Origin of the sequence: Evansella halocellulosilytica (assembly GCF_002335745.1) — a bacterium.
GTDB lineage: Bacteria > Bacillota > Bacilli > Bacillales > Salisediminibacteriaceae > Bacillus_CA > Bacillus_CA halocellulosilytica.
In genome coordinates, this window is the sequence record NZ_NIST01000001.1 from 5,426,771 (window position 1) to 5,443,061 (window position 16,291).

The following is a 16,291-nucleotide window of genomic DNA, read 5'->3' on the forward strand; positions in this document are numbered from 1 at the left end:
TGGTACTTGTGGCTAACTACGGTGTATATTTTCGTCATATAAGTGACATGAAACAACATGACCCGAGCTTATTTCAATTTCCTTTGGTCTTTCCTTTTTACACACTTCCATACAGGCATGGCAGCGAGTATGAAATGCACAACCACTAGGAGGATTTGACGGGTTCGGAACATCTCCAGATAATATAATTCTTTCCTTTTTTACAGATGGATTTGGTGCCGGAACTGCAGACATTAAAGCTTGAGTATAAGGATGGGCTGGATTATTAAATAACTCATCATTTGAAGCGACTTCTACCATTCTCCCTAAATACATCACACCTATTTGATTGCTAATATGTTTAACAACACTTAAATCATGTGCAATAAAGATATATGTGAGACTTAGTTGATCTTGTAAGTCATCGAATAAGTTAAGAATTTGCGCTTGGATAGAAACGTCTAATGCCGAAACCGACTCATCTGCAACAATGATTGATGGATTCACTGCAATTGCTCGTGCAATTCCAATGCGTTGGCGCTGACCGCCACTGAATTCATGTGGATACCGGTCAACAAAACGTCTGTTTAAACCAACTTTTTCTAACAGTTCGCCAACCAATGCCTTCCTTTCCCTCGCGTTTTTTCCAATATGATGTGTCGATAGTGCTTCTTCAAGTATAGAACCAATTGTTAAACGAGGATTTAATGAAGCATAGGGATCTTGAAAGACGATTTGCATATCTTTTCGAATTTTTCTTAATTCTTTATTTGAAAGTGTCGTTACTTCTTTTCCTTTGAATTTCACTGATCCACTAGTTGGTTCAATTAAACGTAATATACTTCTGCCTGTTGTAGATTTTCCACAGCCACTTTCACCTACAATCCCTAGCGTTTCTCCATTTTGTAAAGAAAAGGAAACACCATCTACAGCTTTTATAAAGCCAGTATTTCTTTTTAAAATGCCAGTTTTAATTGGAAAATGTGTTTTTAAATTCTCTACCTCAAGTAAAGGAGTATTCATGACCTTCCTCCTTCCTCTTCATAGAGCCAACATCTAACACTTTGTTTTCCCGTATTAATGAGAGGTGGGTTTTCCTCTATGCATTTTTCTCGTGCATCATTACACCTAGATCGAAATGGACACCCTTTTGTAATTTCTCCTACATTTGGGACATTCCCTTCAATCGGATGTAATCTATTTATTTTTTCATTGATATTTGGAACAGACCTTAATAACCCGATTGTGTAAGGGTGTTTTGGTGAATCAAACAATGTATGAACATCAGCCTCCTCAACGATTTGACCATAATACATGACCATGACTCTCTCAGCCACTTCAGCTACGACTCCCAGATCATGAGTAATTAATAAAATCGTAGTTTTAACGCTCTTTTTCAAACCAATCATCAAATCTAAAATTTGCGCCTGAATGGTTACATCAAGTGCTGTCGTTGGTTCATCTGCAACTAATAGTGAAGGGTTGCAAACCATCGCCATAGCAATCATCACCCTTTGACGCATACCGCCAGAAAGTTGATGGGGGTACTCGTGAATAATTTTATCAGCACGAGGAATCCCTACTTTTTGTAACATTTCAATTGTACGTTTTCTAATTTCTTTCGCCGATGCATTTGAGTGCAGCTCCAAAACCTCACTAATTTGTTTACCAATTTTATGGACGGGGTTTAATGATGTCATTGGCTCTTGAAAAATCATTGAAATGTCTTTCCCTCGAATATTTCTCATTTTTTTCGCAGGTAAACCATTAATCTCTTTGCCATTTAATCGGATACTTCCTTCTACATGTCCGGAATGCTTTTGTATTAACCCCATAAGTGAGAGAGAGGTTATACTTTTTCCGCAACCAGATTCTCCAACTAAAGCAACTGTTTCGCTTTTATTCAGACTAAAGTTAACATCATGAACAGCAGTGATCACCTTATTATTCTCTGTTTTAAAATGGATGTAGAGGTTTTTCACTTCTAATAACCGGTCAGTCTCCACTATTCCATCGTTAACATCGTTAGGACGAACATTCAAATTAGTATCCACGTTCAACTCAACTCCCCTCTCTTTATGTAATAAGAGTGATTTTAAGTTCGTTTCTCAATGCTAATACTTATTTTAATCTCGGATCCAACGCATCTCTTAGACCGTCACCAAGTAAATTAAAACCTAATACGACGAGCATAATAGCTAATCCAGGAAAGAGGGACATCCACCATGCATCTAATAGAAATGACTTTCCGACGTAAGCCATAGCGCCCCATTCTGGTGTCGGTGGTTGAGCTCCTAAACCTAAAAAGCTTAAAGAGGCTGCAGCTAAAATACTTGTCCCGAACTGTAAGGTAGATAAAACAATAACTGGAGACAAAAAGTTTGGAATAATGTGTTTCATAATAATTTTTACATCACTAACACCTAAGGCTTTTACAGCTTCAATGTATTCCTTTTCTCTAATTGATAAAACTGTTCCTCTAACCACCCTGACATAAGAAGGGATAACTGCAATTGCGACAGCTATCATCGCATTTGTTAACCCGACCCCAAGTACTGCAATAATGGCTATTGCTAATAATAAGGAAGGAAAAGCAAGTAATATATCCATTAATTGCATGATATAAATATCAATTTTACGGTAATAACCTGAAATGACACCTAAAATAACACCTACTGTTCCCGCAATGGATACCGCCACAAGTCCCATCATTAAAGAGACCCGCCCACCATACATAATTCTTGATAATATGTCTCTTCCAAACTCATCCGTCCCTAACCAATGGTCATTTGACGGACTTTGAAACCTGTTTTCCATTTCCATAACATCAATTGAATATGGTGCTAAAATAGGCGCGAAAAGAGACATCATAATAAAAAACAATAGAATACAACCGCCGACCAATGCAATTTTATTTCTTTTTAGTCTCCTAAAAGCAACTACCCAATACGATCGTGATTTTGATAAGTCATCGTCTTTTTCAACCGGGGGTTCGATAATCGGTCCTTTTTCAGGTTTTGTAGCTGTTTGGCTCAAAATGATGCCTCCTTTCTAGTCATATTTAATCCTCGGATCAAGTGCACTATAAATGATATCAACGAGCAGATTCACTAGAATAAACATAAATGCCATAAACAAAACGAGTCCTTGTACCGTCAGCATATCCCGCGTAGCAATCGCCTCTATTGCCATACTCCCTATCCCAGGTAAACCAAAGACTGTTTCTATAACGACCGCTCCAGCGAGTAAATGACCAAATTGCAAGCCGATTAATGTAATTACTGGTATTAAAGCGTTTTGCAACCCGTGCCCTTTAATTAAACGAATCGCATTAACTCCTTTGGCTTCCGCAGTACGCATATAATCTTGTTTAATAACTTCAAGCATACTGGACCTCGTCATCCTGGCGATGTTACCTGTAGTACTTAGTCCTAAAGTGATGGATGGCAATATTAAAGAGTAAAACCCTTCATATCCCGAGATTGGAAAAATCGGAATAAGATACGAAAACATTAAAATGAGAAACAGAGCGATCCAAAAACCTGGCGCTGAAATTCCTATGAGCGACACTAACATTGCCAATTGGTCAAATATTGTATTTTGCTTTACTGCGGCAATCACCCCAAGGAAAATTCCGAAAATGGATCCAATTATTAAACTGTACACTGCCAACTGGAAAGTTACCGGAAATCTGTGGATAATTTGTTCCAAAACACTTAGACCTGTAATATAAGATGTTCCTAAATCACCTTGAAGCACCCCAGCCATGAAAGCGAAGTACTGAATCGGCAAAGGTTGATCCAGACCGAGATTAGCATTCAATCTATTTACAGCTTCATCCGTTGCAAATTCTCCTAAAATATACGTTACCGGATCACCTGGAATTAGATGCACCATCAAAAACACTAGGATTGAAACGCCCAGTAAAGTAATCAACATTGTAAAAGATCGTTTTAACAAATATCTGGACACAACTTTTCCCTCCTCATATAAAGTAGAGACTGACTCGTCTGAACAATTGAAGATGATCACGCTTTTCTCTTTCTTGTTCATAACGAATCAGTCATGTTGGAAAAAGTGAGGTTCATCTGCCCCTACTACACTTATTTCATCCTTACCTCAAAGTAACGTCAGACCATATAATAGAGCCTGTTATCGGGTGCACATTAAATCCCTCAATATCACGATAAGCAACAACATTTTGACGAACAAATAACGGGACCCAAGGTGACTCTTCAACAATAACCATTTGCGCTTCTTCATAAATATTCATTCTTTCATCGTGATCAACAGTCACTCTAGCTTTTTCTAGCAAATCAATTAATTCATCATTTTGGTAGTGAACACGTGTAGAAATATCCCGACCAAACATGGAGTGTAAAATGTCTGCATCATACCAGCCATAGTTCCACAACAGCATTTCATGCGCTCCTTCTGGGGATTGTGAGCGAATAGTTGCGTCTTCTTGTACAGAAATACTCATGTCTATTCCCGCTTCTTTCAACTGATTTTGCAGCAATTGTGCTATTCGCTGCATCGTCGGTTCTGAAGTAACCCATAGATCAACCGTTAAAGGTTCCCCGTCCTTCATAACGATTCCATCACTATTCACTTCATCATATCCTGCTTCGGCAAGTAATCTTTTTGCTTCATCAAGATTTCGAGAATACATCTCCTCAGCTGCATCTTCCACTTCTTGATTATAGCCAGGGATAGTTGGTGGTAATGGTCCAAACAACGGTTCAGCTGCTCCTTCTAATGCATACTCAACGATAGGGGCACGATCAATAGCTAATGCAATAGCCTGCCTTACTTTTACATCTTGAAAAACTGGTTTTTGATTGTTCATCCCGAGATACGTATGCCCATTTGCTAACGTTCTGGATATTTCTACTTCAGGATCATTTTCTAATTCAGCAATGAGATTAGGAGGAACTGACAACATCACTTGTGAATTGCCACCTTTAAATTCCAAAATTCTCGTATCGTCATCTGAAATGAACCGAAAAACGACTTCATCAATTTTTGCTGCTTCTTTATTATCTGAGTAATCTTGTCCAAGATGAAACTCAGGAAACGCTTCATAAGTAATCGATGAACCACGATTGATATCTTTTAATTTTAAAATTCCTGCTGCACTTGCCTCTGTTCCAAAATCTTCACCAAGCTCTTCAATGACTGTTGGGTCTAATGGAGCTAAATAAGCAGTTGTCGCATTACTTAAAAATGGGGAAAAAGGTTCACTGAAATGCATTTCAAATGTAAGCTCATCAATAACGACTACTTCTTCTAATGGGCCGACCATATAGTTTGTTGGTGCAGATTCAATAAAACGTTCAAAAGACAATTTAACTGCTTCCGAAGTTACCGGTGTGCCTGAATGAAAAGTTGCCCCTTCCTTTAATTCAAAAGTAATTGTTAGCCCATCTGACGCTACCTCAAAACTCTCTGCCAAAGCAGGGACAATGTTCCCCTCAAAATCAAATCGAACGAGTGGTTCGTAAAGGTGATTATTTGCATCATCCACCCATGTTGTCCTTTGGACATCTACTGTATCTGGCTCCCTTACAGAAGTAACTGTAATTGTCCCTCCACCTGGTGAACTCTCTTCTGCGATATCATCACCATTGTCTCCTACTTCACCAACGGCATTATCTCCAGAATCATCATCACCTTGTGTAGGATCTGCTTCACTACACGCCACTAAGACGAACAAACAGAACAATAGAACGATGAAAAATTTTGACATGAACATTTTCTTAATCATTTGGATTACACCCCTTTATTTTTTGATTCATAAAAATCTGGAACTGTAATAAATGAATCCCCTCTCACAAAACTTTGTCATAATTCTTCATCTACGTTCGTATTCTCAATATTCAGAAATATAGGACCGTTCTTTCACTATAAACTTTTCAATTACCTTGTCATTGACCTCAAACCCTATTCCTGCCTTTGTCGGAACAGAAATGACTCCTGGCTTTGACATTGTCACTTCCGGTAGAATAATATCTTCTTCCCAATACCTGTTTGATGCTGAAGTATCTCCAGGTATTAAAAAGTTATTTAATGAAGCAATTGCAAGATTATGTGCTCTGCCAATACCCGCTTCTAACATGCCTCCGCACCATATGGGAATGTTTTTTTCATCACAATAATCGTGAATTCTTTTTGCTTCAGTTAATCCTCCAACTCTGCCAATTTTTATATTAATAATTTTACAGCTTCCTAATTCAATCGCTTTTTTAGCATCTTCTAAGGAATGAATACTTTCATCAAGACATACCGGCGTTGTTATTTGCGCTTGTAATTTTGCATGATAGACAATATCGTCATGGGCTAAAGGTTGTTCGATCATTAATAGGTTATATCGATCTAACTGTTTTAGAAGAGGCAAATCGTTTAATGTAAATGCCGAGTTAGCATCAGCCATCAACGGAATTTCCATCCCAAATCTTTCTCTAATTGCACGAATTGGCTCAATATCCCATCCCGGTTTAATCTTCACTTTTACCTTTTTATAGCCCTGCTCCAGAAAGTGGTCGACTTTTCTTAAAAGGCTGTTTACATTATCCTCGATTCCTATACTTACTCCGACTTCGATTTCCTTTAATTCTCCTCCTAATGCTTTTGATAATGACAATCCTTGTTGTTTGCTGTAAAGGTCCCAAACTGCACCTTCAATCGCAGCTTTCGCCATATTATTTCTTCTCATAAATGAAAACAACTGAGACACTTCATCTGGATGGCTTAACCTTCGTGAAAATAATTTCGGAATTAAAAAATCTTCCATCATCCCCCAAGCTGTTCTGTTTGTCTCTTCGTTATAGATTGGAAAAGGCATAGCAACACATTCTGCATAACCAATATGTTCTTCTCCGAATACTGATACAATAATCATCTCTTTATATGTCATTTTCCCAAAGCTCGTTTCAAAAGATGACTTTAATGGCATTTTTATTTGCTTTAAATCAACTCGGCGAATAATCACATCTATTTCCCCTTCTCTTCACGTATAATAATGACCATCTATATGTTCGTCTTTGTTTCTTCAAATGAGACTTCCTTTGATAATGGGTACATCGGTTTTTTTAACCTCGTATGATTAAATGAGGTTAACTGAAAACTACTTAATCCTGGAGAATCGACGGTTATAATCGACTTCGTTATTGGCTCAAACCCTGCTCGGAAATGTTGACTTGATTTTAACGCAACAATCTTGTAATTATTCACTTCAATTCCATGAAGTAAAAAGATTTGTTCATCAAGCACTTGAGATTGTTTAGAACATACAATGACATCGACTCCATCAATAACCAGCCTTGCGGATTTACCATAATTTACTTTCGAACCTCTACCCATTGGAGAAGATTGAATAAATTTTCCATCAGAAAGCGTTTTGATATATGCTGTTACTTGTAATGGTTCTCCATGAAGATCGTCTGTTTTACCTCCTAACAAAACTTTAATAGATTCTCCTACTCCTTCAGAGTGTGCAGTTTCAACCACTTCTTTATCACAAATAAAACCAAAACAAGCATTTGTTACTTTATGCTCCAGTAACGCCCTTAATAGATGAGTTCCATCTCCCGGCGTCCCTCCTCCTGGATTATCGGACGTTTCATTAATTACAACTGGTACTTCTTGTAGTTGAAGAGCATGTTGAACACCTTCTGCTGGTGAGAAAATATCTGGAAAAAACGACTCTTTTTTCTTCCAAATTTCTTCACAAACATCATGACTAGTTTTTTCCGCTAAAGCTAAGTTATCATTCGTAACTGTTAAGACGGAAACACCTAATTGTGGAATGTCAGTATAAGGGAACCCATGAAAAAAAGTACAATCTACAATTTCTTCTTCTTGTTCTTTTTTCCAGCATATCTCATTTATTTCATTTGCAGGAGAATGGTTCGTAGTTGAAGTCGGAATCATAAGTGGAAGTGTTTTTAAGGCCATTGAAGGTTTCAATTCTCCAGATAGAATTTTCATTATGACATCGACAGCCTCAACTCCTCGATCGTAACAATCAATATGTGGATAATAATTTACTCCTAATAGGACAGAAGCATGTTCAACCATTTTATTTGATAGATTCCCGTGTAAATCTAAAGTTACAACAATAGGTATTTCATTTCCGATCACCTGTCTTACTTCTTCTAAAATATCTCCTTCTAAATCATCGGTATCCTCTGCAACACCAGCCCCATGTAAAGCTAAACAAACGGCATCAAATGAATCATATTCCTCAATTTTCGTTATTAATTCCCTTTTCATTCTTTCGTTCGCTTCGCTTGTAATAATTCCAGAAGGCATTGCAAACGCTGAAAATGTCGGCAATACTTCAATCTTTAATTCATTTGCACGGTCAATCATCCCTCCAAGGTAATCCTTTACGTTTTTATGATTCTCAATAACCTCCGTCCCTTCCGACCATTCCCACTTTTGAAAAGCTGCTACATCTGTCTTCACACTTGAAAAAGTATTTGTTTCATGTGCAATTTGCCCAATTAGTATTTTCACATAATCGCATCCTCTCAAATTTTGAAGTTTACACTTCCTAATTAGATAATTATGAAGTTTAAACATCAATAATATTGTTACAAGAATATATGTACGAATTTGAAAATACAATGACTTTTTAGTGACATATATAGACAAACCTTAGACTTGTTCCCATCTATCTCTAAAAATATCTTGAAAATTGACAATAAAATTAGTTGAAATATTTCTATTTATTAAAGAAACTGTCGATAACTTCTTAATATATTTAAAATAGACACTCTTTTTTCAAAGTGATTCCTCCATAAACCTAGACGAGTTTAAAATGGCAAGCTATCGTGTGGACACTCAATTACAGTGTTGATTAAGGCATCTCTCGTAAAAAACTTAATATCACAAAACATCCACAGCAAAAATCTTCCAGGTGCTAGGCACCTGGAAGATTACGGTATATTTTTACTGTACGTGTAGGGGGGGGGATTTTGATACTAACTATTTCTTTAATTTATATATATGAATGAATTTTATAAATCTCGGCCCTTATGGGCCAAGGGTTTCAGAGCATGAAAAAAGGAGTACCTCCCCAAATGTCGAATTTAGTAAGTAACGAGCAAACCAATTCGAAAGGGGAAAGACTCCTATGTCTACTATTGTACGACAAGAGAGCCTACTTAGTATAGAGGCTTTATATGAATTAGAACCTACCCAGCGTTATATCGAGCTGTTTTCAGAAATCAACATTGCTCCTGTAGTGAATGTAGTCGCCAAGAAATCACGTTTTGGGCGACCAGTGGACTTAAATTATCCTGCAATGGTCCAATCACTAATCATTAGAATTGTCGAGAGAATTCCTGAAGTGAAGCTGTTAATCACACGTCTAAAGCATGACCTTAAATTTAAACTGGATTGTGGGTTCCTCGTTTCGGATCCTGTTCCTTCCGAAGCTTCTTATTCTAGAATAATTGCAAAAGTTCAAGAATCGAACGTACTTGCAAAAGTCAATGACCAAATCCTTGTCGATGCCATGTATGAAGGTGTCATTGATGATCCGAATGTCGCAATAGATGCTGGACATATTGAAGCAAGAGATCAAGCGCCTTCTAAAAAGGAAGAACCAAAACAAAAGACTACTCCTAAAAAACGTGGTCGTAAATCAAAAGCAGAATATAACCAATGGCTAAAGGAACAACAGGACCTGGAAGCATCACTTACCATCTTCGAGAAAAAGATTGAAGACCAGTTAGACGTGTCATACGATGAACTTCATGATCACATGCCCCTCGAACCAAAATGGGGCATAAAGAAAAATAGTGAAGGTAGAAATGTCTACTGGTTTGGCTATAAAGGACATTTTGCCGTTGATACAAAAAGTCAGTTTATTCTACATTCGCTGATGTCTTCAGGTAGTCTTAATGATGGAAAAGCAGCCATTCCATTATTAAAAGGAATCGAGAAAAACCTTCCTTCTTTGAACTGGATCTATGCCATCATGGATGCTGGTTACGACTATGAACCAATCTACGAGCAGGTCCACCGCATGAATGGGTACTCGATTATTGCATATAACAAAAGAAATGAACCTGAGCCGATAGGGTTTGACTCGAACTTCGCACCAACTTGTGTGAGGGAGCACTCTTATCGATATGATAGCTTCGATAAGAAGTACCAAACCTTGAAATACACACGTCCAAAAGAATGCGTTGATTGTCCATTAGCTAACGATTCTCTTTGCCAAAAGGTTTTCAAAGTCAAAATTGACACAGATATTCGCCGTTATAGCACTCCTGCACGCGGGTCTCAAGCTTGGAAGAATCGTTACAATGAACGTAGTTCAGTTGAACGAGTGATTGGGTACTTAAAAGAATTCTTTCAGTTAAACAATGTAAGGTACCGAACAGGTAAACGAGCAAAAGTCCATTTTGACCTCGTTACGATGGTTTATAACGGAATGAAACTGGCAAGTGCAAGATTAACTAGGCAATCGAATATGGATGCAGTAGCTTAATTTTTGATACAAATGAACACTATATTAGCTGATAGAAGCAGTAGAAATACACGTAGACTCCTGCGGGAACAGCGCGAGCTGAAGATCCACTTTGGAAAGAAAGGAGTTTTCTTTCCAAAGTTAGCTGAAGCCGTGCCCGCGGAAAGCGAAGTGTATTTCAGCTGTGCCCTAAGTAAAAAGTGTACAAATTAAAAAATCAAAATAAACAAATTCTGAGACTGTAATTATTTTTAAAAAGATGAATTATGAAATTGGCTCATATATGAACGAAAACTCATTATTTCTCCATCTCGGATTGCACGTAGTGATAAAGCAGCTTTGATGTATTTTCAATTGAATGAGCATGTGTTCGCTCAAATGCATGTGACGAATCGATACCAGGTCCAACTAACCCGTGGATGATATCGTTACCTGAACGGATCGCTGCTGATGCATCTGACCCATAGTAAGGATAAATGTCAATTTTATAGCTAACGTCATTTTGCTTTGCAAGTTCTACTAATTTTTTTCGAAGCCCATAGTGGTAAGGTCCGCTTGCATCTTTTGCGCAAATCGAAACAGTATACTCATCGGTCGACTGACCATCCCCTATTGCTCCCATATCTACTGCCAAATATTCAACCGTTTCAGGTGTAATATTCGAATTCCCTCCATAGCCAATTTCTTCATTATTAGAGATGAGAAAATGAGTTGTATACGGAAGCTGCAAATTCTCATTTTTAATTTGTTTAATGAGCTGCAATAAAATACCGACACTCGCTTTATCATCTAAGTGACGAGATTTAATAAATCCATTCGGTAAAACTTGAACTCTCGGGTCAAAGGAAACAAAATCACCAACTTCAATGCCAAGCGCACGTACATCATCCGCATTATGTACTTTCTCATCAACACGAACTTCCATGTTTGATTGATTTCTGTCTGCTTTACCAGCATCTTTATAAACGTGAACCGATGTCTGGTGCATTAATATCGTTCCGCTAAACTTATCACCGGCCGATGTTTCAATCTCACAATACTCACCTTCAATTGAGTTGTATCGAAATCCCCCGATTAAGTCTAACTTTAACCGCCCGCTAGATTTGATTTCTTTTACGATAGCACCAAGAGTGTCAACATGTGCTGTCAGCATCCGATGCTGTGTTTGGTCTTGTCCTGGTAGTGTTGCGATCAAGCCGCCTTTGCGGTTTCGTCTCGTTTCAACGTTTAACCCTGTTAAAAACTTTTCCACGTAATGAATAACTTCATTCGTATTTCCTGAAGGGCTCGGAATTGAAACTAAGTCTTTAATTAATACAATCGTTTCGTTTGTTTTTGGATAAGTCAAACCCATACCTCCTTAACATTTTCAAAATATTTTTACTCCTCCTTATTATAACAGTTCTCCCTCATAAAGAAGAACGGGCTGGTTTTTAATTTGTTGTTGTTCATTTCAAACATCAAAAAAAAACAATAATAATCACCTTTCCTTATTTTGTAACTTCTAACCGAACTATCGAATGTGTTATCGATTAACCCCTACAAAAAATTGATAAATCCCTATTACAGAATTAACAATAATTAACACAAATCTTCCATATTTTGTTTACAATGCACAATAATCCAACAAAATCTAGGGAATTTTTAAAATATTTGTGAATTTTCATTGACATTACCGTTCGAATATAACATAATGAACATACAATATGTTAAAAATGAACAAAGTGGTGTTTATTATGTTACCTCTAGAGAGAAGAAATTGGATTGAAAAGTATATTCAGGAGCACGGTAAAGTCGATATTGAAAGCGCTTCAAAAGCCCTGCGGGTATCTCCAATGACAATTCGGAGGGATTTAACCGAGCTGGAAAACGATCAAAAGGTGATAAGGACACATGGCGGAGCGATCTCACCTAAATCATTAACGGAAGAAGTTCCTTACTCTTCAAAAGAGTCTAGAAATATATTACAAAAGAGATCTATTGCTCTTAAGGCTGTGAATTTAGTAAAAGATCACTCTACGATCATCTTAGATTCCGGAACAACAACATTAGAACTTGCCAGACTATTAAAAGAAAAAGAAGGATTAACCATTGTAACAAATGATATAAACATAGCAAACGAGCTTATGAACAGTTCGAATAAAGTCATTGTTACCGGGGGAGAAATGCAACAAGGAATTGGAGCGATTTTCGGGACAGCTACTCAAGAAATGTTGAAGATTATTCATGCAGACCTTTTCTTTTTAGGTGCTCATGCGATCGATTATGAAAGCGGTGTCACCGCCCCGACCTTTGAAAAATCTGTTACGAAACAAATGATGACGAATAGTTCGAATGAGACTTGGTTATTAGCAGACAACAGTAAATTCGATAAAAGAGCTTTTTCAAAGGTTTGTTTACTGAGTGAAATCGATGGGATCATTACTGATTATGATATAGCCGACTCAATTAAATCCGCCTATAAGAGTAAAGTTGAAGTTTTAATTGGAGGAGAACAAAAAGAAAATGGGAGTGATTCCAGCTAACTTCAAGTGTATGATAACCACCTTAACACAAAAGGATATTAAGGTTTATACTAAACACTATTTCATCGCAGCAATTACTTGATGACAAGTTATATCAAAACGTTTCAAGTAATATTTTCTGAAGATTTCGTTAGCCGACTGTCCAACAATTTAAAAATTGGATACGAAAATTTCAATACAAAAACGTGTTCCATAGTTAAAGAGAAATCTGTTTTAGGAGTGTTTCGTAATGAAGAACATCATCGTTATTCCAATGGGAGATCCAGCTGGTATAGGTCCTGAAATTACAGTGAAGTCACTTGCAAAGAGAGAAGTTTACGAAAGCTGTTCTCCTCTTGTAGTAGGAAATAAGGAAGTACTTGAAAATGCTATGACTTTCACAAATACAAATTTAGATATTCATGTTATTTCTAACCCTTATGAAGGTAAATACGAATTCGGTACGATTGATCTTATTTCATTAAACAATATTCAAATTGACACTTTAAAAATTGGCGAGGTGCAGGCACAAGCTGGGCAGGCGGCCTTCGATTATATTAAAAAGTCAATTGACCTTGCATTAGAAGGGGAAGTTTCAGCTCTTGCCACTACACCAATAAATAAAGAATCCCTTCAAGCTGCAAATGTACCACATATCGGTCATACGGAAATGCTAGAATCACTAACGAACTCAAAAGATCCATTAACAATGTTTGAAGTTTTGAATATGAGAATTTTCTTCCTAACACGTCATTTGTCGCTTAAAGATGCAATTGGACAAATGAGTAAAGAACGTGTTCACGATTATTTACTCCGGTGTGACGAAGCTTTGCAGCGTTTAGGTGTTGAGAACCGGGTCATTGCAGTTGCTGGATTAAATCCACACTCTGGTGAAAACGGCTTGTTCGGAAGAGAAGAAATCGATGACATCACTCCTGGAATTGAAGCAGCTCTAAAAGGTGGTATTAAAGCTGCAGGCCCTGTACCTGCGGACTCTGTTTTCCATCATGCATTAAATGGGAAATATGCAGCAGTCTTATCTCTTTATCATGATCAAGGCCATATCGCAGCGAAGATGGCCGACTTTGAGAGAACCATTTCTATAACAAATGGCTTGCCTTTTCTGCGTACTTCCGTTGATCACGGAACTGCATTTGATATCGCAGGCAAAGGCATTGCAAGTAGTGTAAGTATGGAAGAATGTATAAAACTAGCAGCAAAATATAGCGAGACATTTTATCAAGTGAAAAATGATAGATAAATAGGGGGAGATTCAATTGAGTAAAAAAGAGTATCCAATTATTGCTGTAACGTTAGGTGATGCAACCGGTATCGGACCAGAACTTATTGTGAAATCATTTCAGGAGGAACGCGTCCGAAACCAAGCAACTTGGGTCATAGTCGGAGACAAACGTGTTTTTTCCCAAGGCCAGTCTATAGCTGGATTAGAGTTGGATGTAGTTGATATCGAACAGATCAATCAAGTTGAATCTAAAAAAGGAGCTGTCTACTTCATTGATTTAAAAAACTTAAATCCAGAAGACTATGAGCTCGGTCAACTATCAGCCCATTCCGGTAAAGTAACGGGTGAAACATTAAAATACGTTCTCGGTTTATCAACAGAAAATAAAATTGACGGAGTTATGTATGGACCATTAAATAAAGAAGCTCTTCATCGCGGAGGACACCATTTCCAAGATGAGCTCCACTTTTTCGCAGACCTGTTAAATTGTAAGGATGGGTTCAGTGAAATCAATGTCATGGATCAATTATGGGTCACACGTGTAACTTCACACATCCCGTTAAAAAATGTAAGCGGTAATATTTCTAAAGAAAAAGTAGAGCAGCGGATTAGATTTGCTCACAATACGTTGACAAAAGCAGGGATCGATAACCCAAAAATTGTCGTTTCAGCACTTAACCCACACGCAGGAGAAGGAGGTATGCTTGGAAACGAAGAAATCGAATCGATTGCTCCAGCAATTAAATCTGCGCAGGAAGAAGGAATTAATGTTGATGGGCCTTTTCCAGCTGACACATTGTTCTTACGACTGGAAAAAGATCCGTTTGATTGTTTGCTAGCTATGTACCATGACCAAGCTCAAACTGGAATGAAGCTTTTAGGATTCAACCGCGGAGTAACGATGAGTGGTGGTTTACCCATTACATTAACGACCCCCGCTCACGGAACTGCGTTTGATATTGCAGGTCAAGGTACTGCTGACCCAGGAGCGACGATTGCAGCGGTTAATATGGTCGTCAGAATGTCATCACATTAAGTACTCATATTTAAGGGGGAAGAAAAATGAAACAGTTATTTAATAAAAAAGTTGGAATGATCGGCGTCTTATCAGTTAGTACAATGCTTGTCATGTCTGCTTGCGGAAATGACTCTGAATCTGCGAGTGAAGTTGACTCTTATCCTGAAAGGGAAATTGAAGTATATGTCGGGCATGGTCCTGGTGGTGGTACTGATCAATTCGTCCGAACGATAACGAACGAAATGGCCGACATTATTGATGGTAATTTCAACATTATTAATCAAGAAGGTGGATCAGGTGTCGTCGCGATGCAAAATGCGATGCAGCAGCCTGAAGATGGTTATACACTTATAGGGGACTCGGCTTATGCGGTAACGACTGCTGCTGAAACGAACCAATTTGGCTTAGATCAAGTAGTTCCAATCGCTCGTGTTCAAAGCGACATCTATGCGATTCAAGTTAAATCTGGAACGTTTGAAAGTATCGATGAAGTTGTTGCTTATGCAGAGGAAAACCCAGGTGAATTACGCTTCGGTGCAGTCGGAACAATGGGAATTGATGAAATTACCGCACGCCGTTTCATGAACGAAGTCGGTATTGATATGAACTATATTCCGATGGAAGGTGCAGGTCAAATGCACTCGGGTCTATTAGGAGACCACATTGATTTAATACTTGAAGAAGTTGGTCCAACAATTTCTTATATTGAAGAAGGAGAGTTCGAACCACTCATCTTTTTCTCTGAAGAACGTTTAGATGACTTTGAAGATGTCCCGACTACTGTTGAAAAAGGATGGGACTTAACAGACGGTGTTGAGCGTTATTTAATGGCTCCAGCTGGTACACCACAAGAAATCATTGACCTTTTAGAAGACGCAGCAAAACAAGCAATGGAAACAGAGGAATATCAAGAGTATGCAGCAAATACGTTTCTTGACTTGCGTGACGGCTGGATGAGTGGTGAGGATTTCAAACAGAAATTAGAAGAAGACATTGAAGCATATAAAGAAATTATTGCAGAAATTGAACAATAAACCTGAATACAAATGGGAGGGTTTACTCCC

Annotated in this window: 13 protein-coding genes; 5 read left to right on the top strand and 8 right to left on the bottom strand. The window is 37.9% G+C overall.

All coding sequences use genetic code 11. From position 1 onward, the window contains the following. Positions 1 to 12: 12 nt before the first annotated feature. The 7 genes from CD001_RS25480 to CD001_RS25510 all read right to left on the bottom strand — a co-directional run bounded on the left by CD001_RS25480 (position 13) and on the right by CD001_RS25510 (position 8,499). Complete coding sequence (locus tag CD001_RS25480; protein WP_096190367.1) at positions 13 to 1,002, bottom strand: ABC transporter ATP-binding protein; 990 nt, start codon at positions 1,000 to 1,002, stop codon at positions 13 to 15. Continuing rightward, positions 999 to 1,985 (bottom strand): ABC transporter ATP-binding protein, encoded by a 987-nt coding sequence (locus CD001_RS25485; protein WP_096190765.1) that lies wholly within the window; start codon positions 1,983 to 1,985, stop codon positions 999 to 1,001. The genes CD001_RS25480 and CD001_RS25485 overlap by 4 nt, the downstream gene beginning before the upstream one ends. 115 nt (positions 1,986 to 2,100) lie before the next feature. After that, positions 2,101 to 2,976, bottom strand: a complete 876-nt coding sequence (locus tag CD001_RS25490; RefSeq protein WP_142303676.1) for an ABC transporter permease — start codon at positions 2,974 to 2,976, stop codon at positions 2,101 to 2,103. Positions 2,977 to 3,030: 54 nt separating this feature from the next. Next, entirely contained in the window at positions 3,031 to 3,951 is a 921-nt protein-coding gene (locus tag CD001_RS25495) for an ABC transporter permease (protein WP_096190368.1), read from the bottom strand. 142 nt (positions 3,952 to 4,093) lie between these two features. Further along, positions 4,094 to 5,746 (bottom strand): ABC transporter substrate-binding protein, encoded by a 1,653-nt coding sequence (locus CD001_RS25500; protein WP_096190369.1) that lies wholly within the window; start codon positions 5,744 to 5,746, stop codon positions 4,094 to 4,096. A 105-nt stretch (positions 5,747 to 5,851) separates the two neighbouring features. Continuing rightward, entirely contained in the window at positions 5,852 to 6,970 is a 1,119-nt protein-coding gene (gene menC / locus CD001_RS25505; protein WP_096190370.1) for an o-succinylbenzoate synthase, read from the bottom strand. A 38-nt stretch (positions 6,971 to 7,008) separates the two neighbouring features. Further along, entirely contained in the window at positions 7,009 to 8,499 is a 1,491-nt protein-coding gene (locus CD001_RS25510; RefSeq protein WP_096190371.1) for a M81 family metallopeptidase, read from the bottom strand. A 619-nt stretch (positions 8,500 to 9,118) separates the two neighbouring features. Here CD001_RS25510 and CD001_RS25515 point away from each other — a divergent pair. Further along, positions 9,119 to 10,483: a transposase gene (locus CD001_RS25515; protein WP_096190372.1), complete on the top strand. Its 1,365-nt coding sequence runs from the start codon at positions 9,119 to 9,121 to the stop codon at positions 10,481 to 10,483. A gap of 277 nt (positions 10,484 to 10,760) precedes the next feature. Here CD001_RS25515 and CD001_RS25520 read toward each other — a convergent pair whose 3' ends face one another. Beyond that, on the bottom strand, positions 10,761 to 11,810 hold the full coding sequence (locus CD001_RS25520) for a M42 family metallopeptidase (RefSeq protein ID WP_096190373.1): 1,050 nt from the start codon (positions 11,808 to 11,810) through the stop codon (positions 10,761 to 10,763). A gap of 388 nt (positions 11,811 to 12,198) precedes the next feature. Here CD001_RS25520 and CD001_RS25525 point away from each other — a divergent pair, with 388 nt between their 5' ends. The 4 genes from CD001_RS25525 (at position 12,199) to CD001_RS25540 (ending at position 16,261) form a co-directional block, all read left to right on the top strand. Next, complete coding sequence (locus tag CD001_RS25525) at positions 12,199 to 12,987, top strand: DeoR/GlpR family DNA-binding transcription regulator (RefSeq protein ID WP_096190374.1); 789 nt, start codon at positions 12,199 to 12,201, stop codon at positions 12,985 to 12,987. 229 nt (positions 12,988 to 13,216) lie between these two features. Beyond that, positions 13,217 to 14,227 carry a 4-hydroxythreonine-4-phosphate dehydrogenase PdxA gene (pdxA, locus tag CD001_RS25530; RefSeq protein WP_096190375.1) on the top strand — a complete coding sequence of 337 codons (1,011 nt, stop codon included), beginning with the start codon at positions 13,217 to 13,219 and terminating at the stop codon, positions 14,225 to 14,227. Positions 14,228 to 14,243: 16 nt separating this feature from the next. Further along, complete coding sequence (locus CD001_RS25535) at positions 14,244 to 15,245, top strand: 4-hydroxythreonine-4-phosphate dehydrogenase PdxA (protein ID WP_179298901.1); 1,002 nt, start codon at positions 14,244 to 14,246, stop codon at positions 15,243 to 15,245. Between the two features lie 26 nt (positions 15,246 to 15,271). Next, positions 15,272 to 16,261: a Bug family tripartite tricarboxylate transporter substrate binding protein gene (locus tag CD001_RS25540; protein ID WP_096190377.1), complete on the top strand. Its 990-nt coding sequence runs from the start codon at positions 15,272 to 15,274 to the stop codon at positions 16,259 to 16,261. Positions 16,262 to 16,291: the final 30 nt, after the last annotated feature.

Bases quoted from the DNA above. Each gene is read 5' to 3' on its own strand.
- CD001_RS25480 (WP_096190367.1), bottom strand. From the start codon at position 1,002: ATGAATACTCCTTTACTTGAGGTAGAGAATTTAAAAACACATTTTCCA.
- pdxA (WP_096190375.1), top strand. From the start codon at position 13,217: ATGAAGAACATCATCGTTATTCCAATGGGAGATCCAGCTGGTATAGGT.
- CD001_RS25525 (WP_096190374.1), top strand. From the start codon at position 12,199: ATGTTACCTCTAGAGAGAAGAAATTGGATTGAAAAGTATATTCAGGAG.
- CD001_RS25540 (WP_096190377.1), top strand. From the start codon at position 15,272: ATGAAACAGTTATTTAATAAAAAAGTTGGAATGATCGGCGTCTTATCA.
- CD001_RS25500 (WP_096190369.1), bottom strand. From the start codon at position 5,746: ATGATTAAGAAAATGTTCATGTCAAAATTTTTCATCGTTCTATTGTTC.
- CD001_RS25515 (WP_096190372.1), top strand. From the start codon at position 9,119: ATGTCTACTATTGTACGACAAGAGAGCCTACTTAGTATAGAGGCTTTA.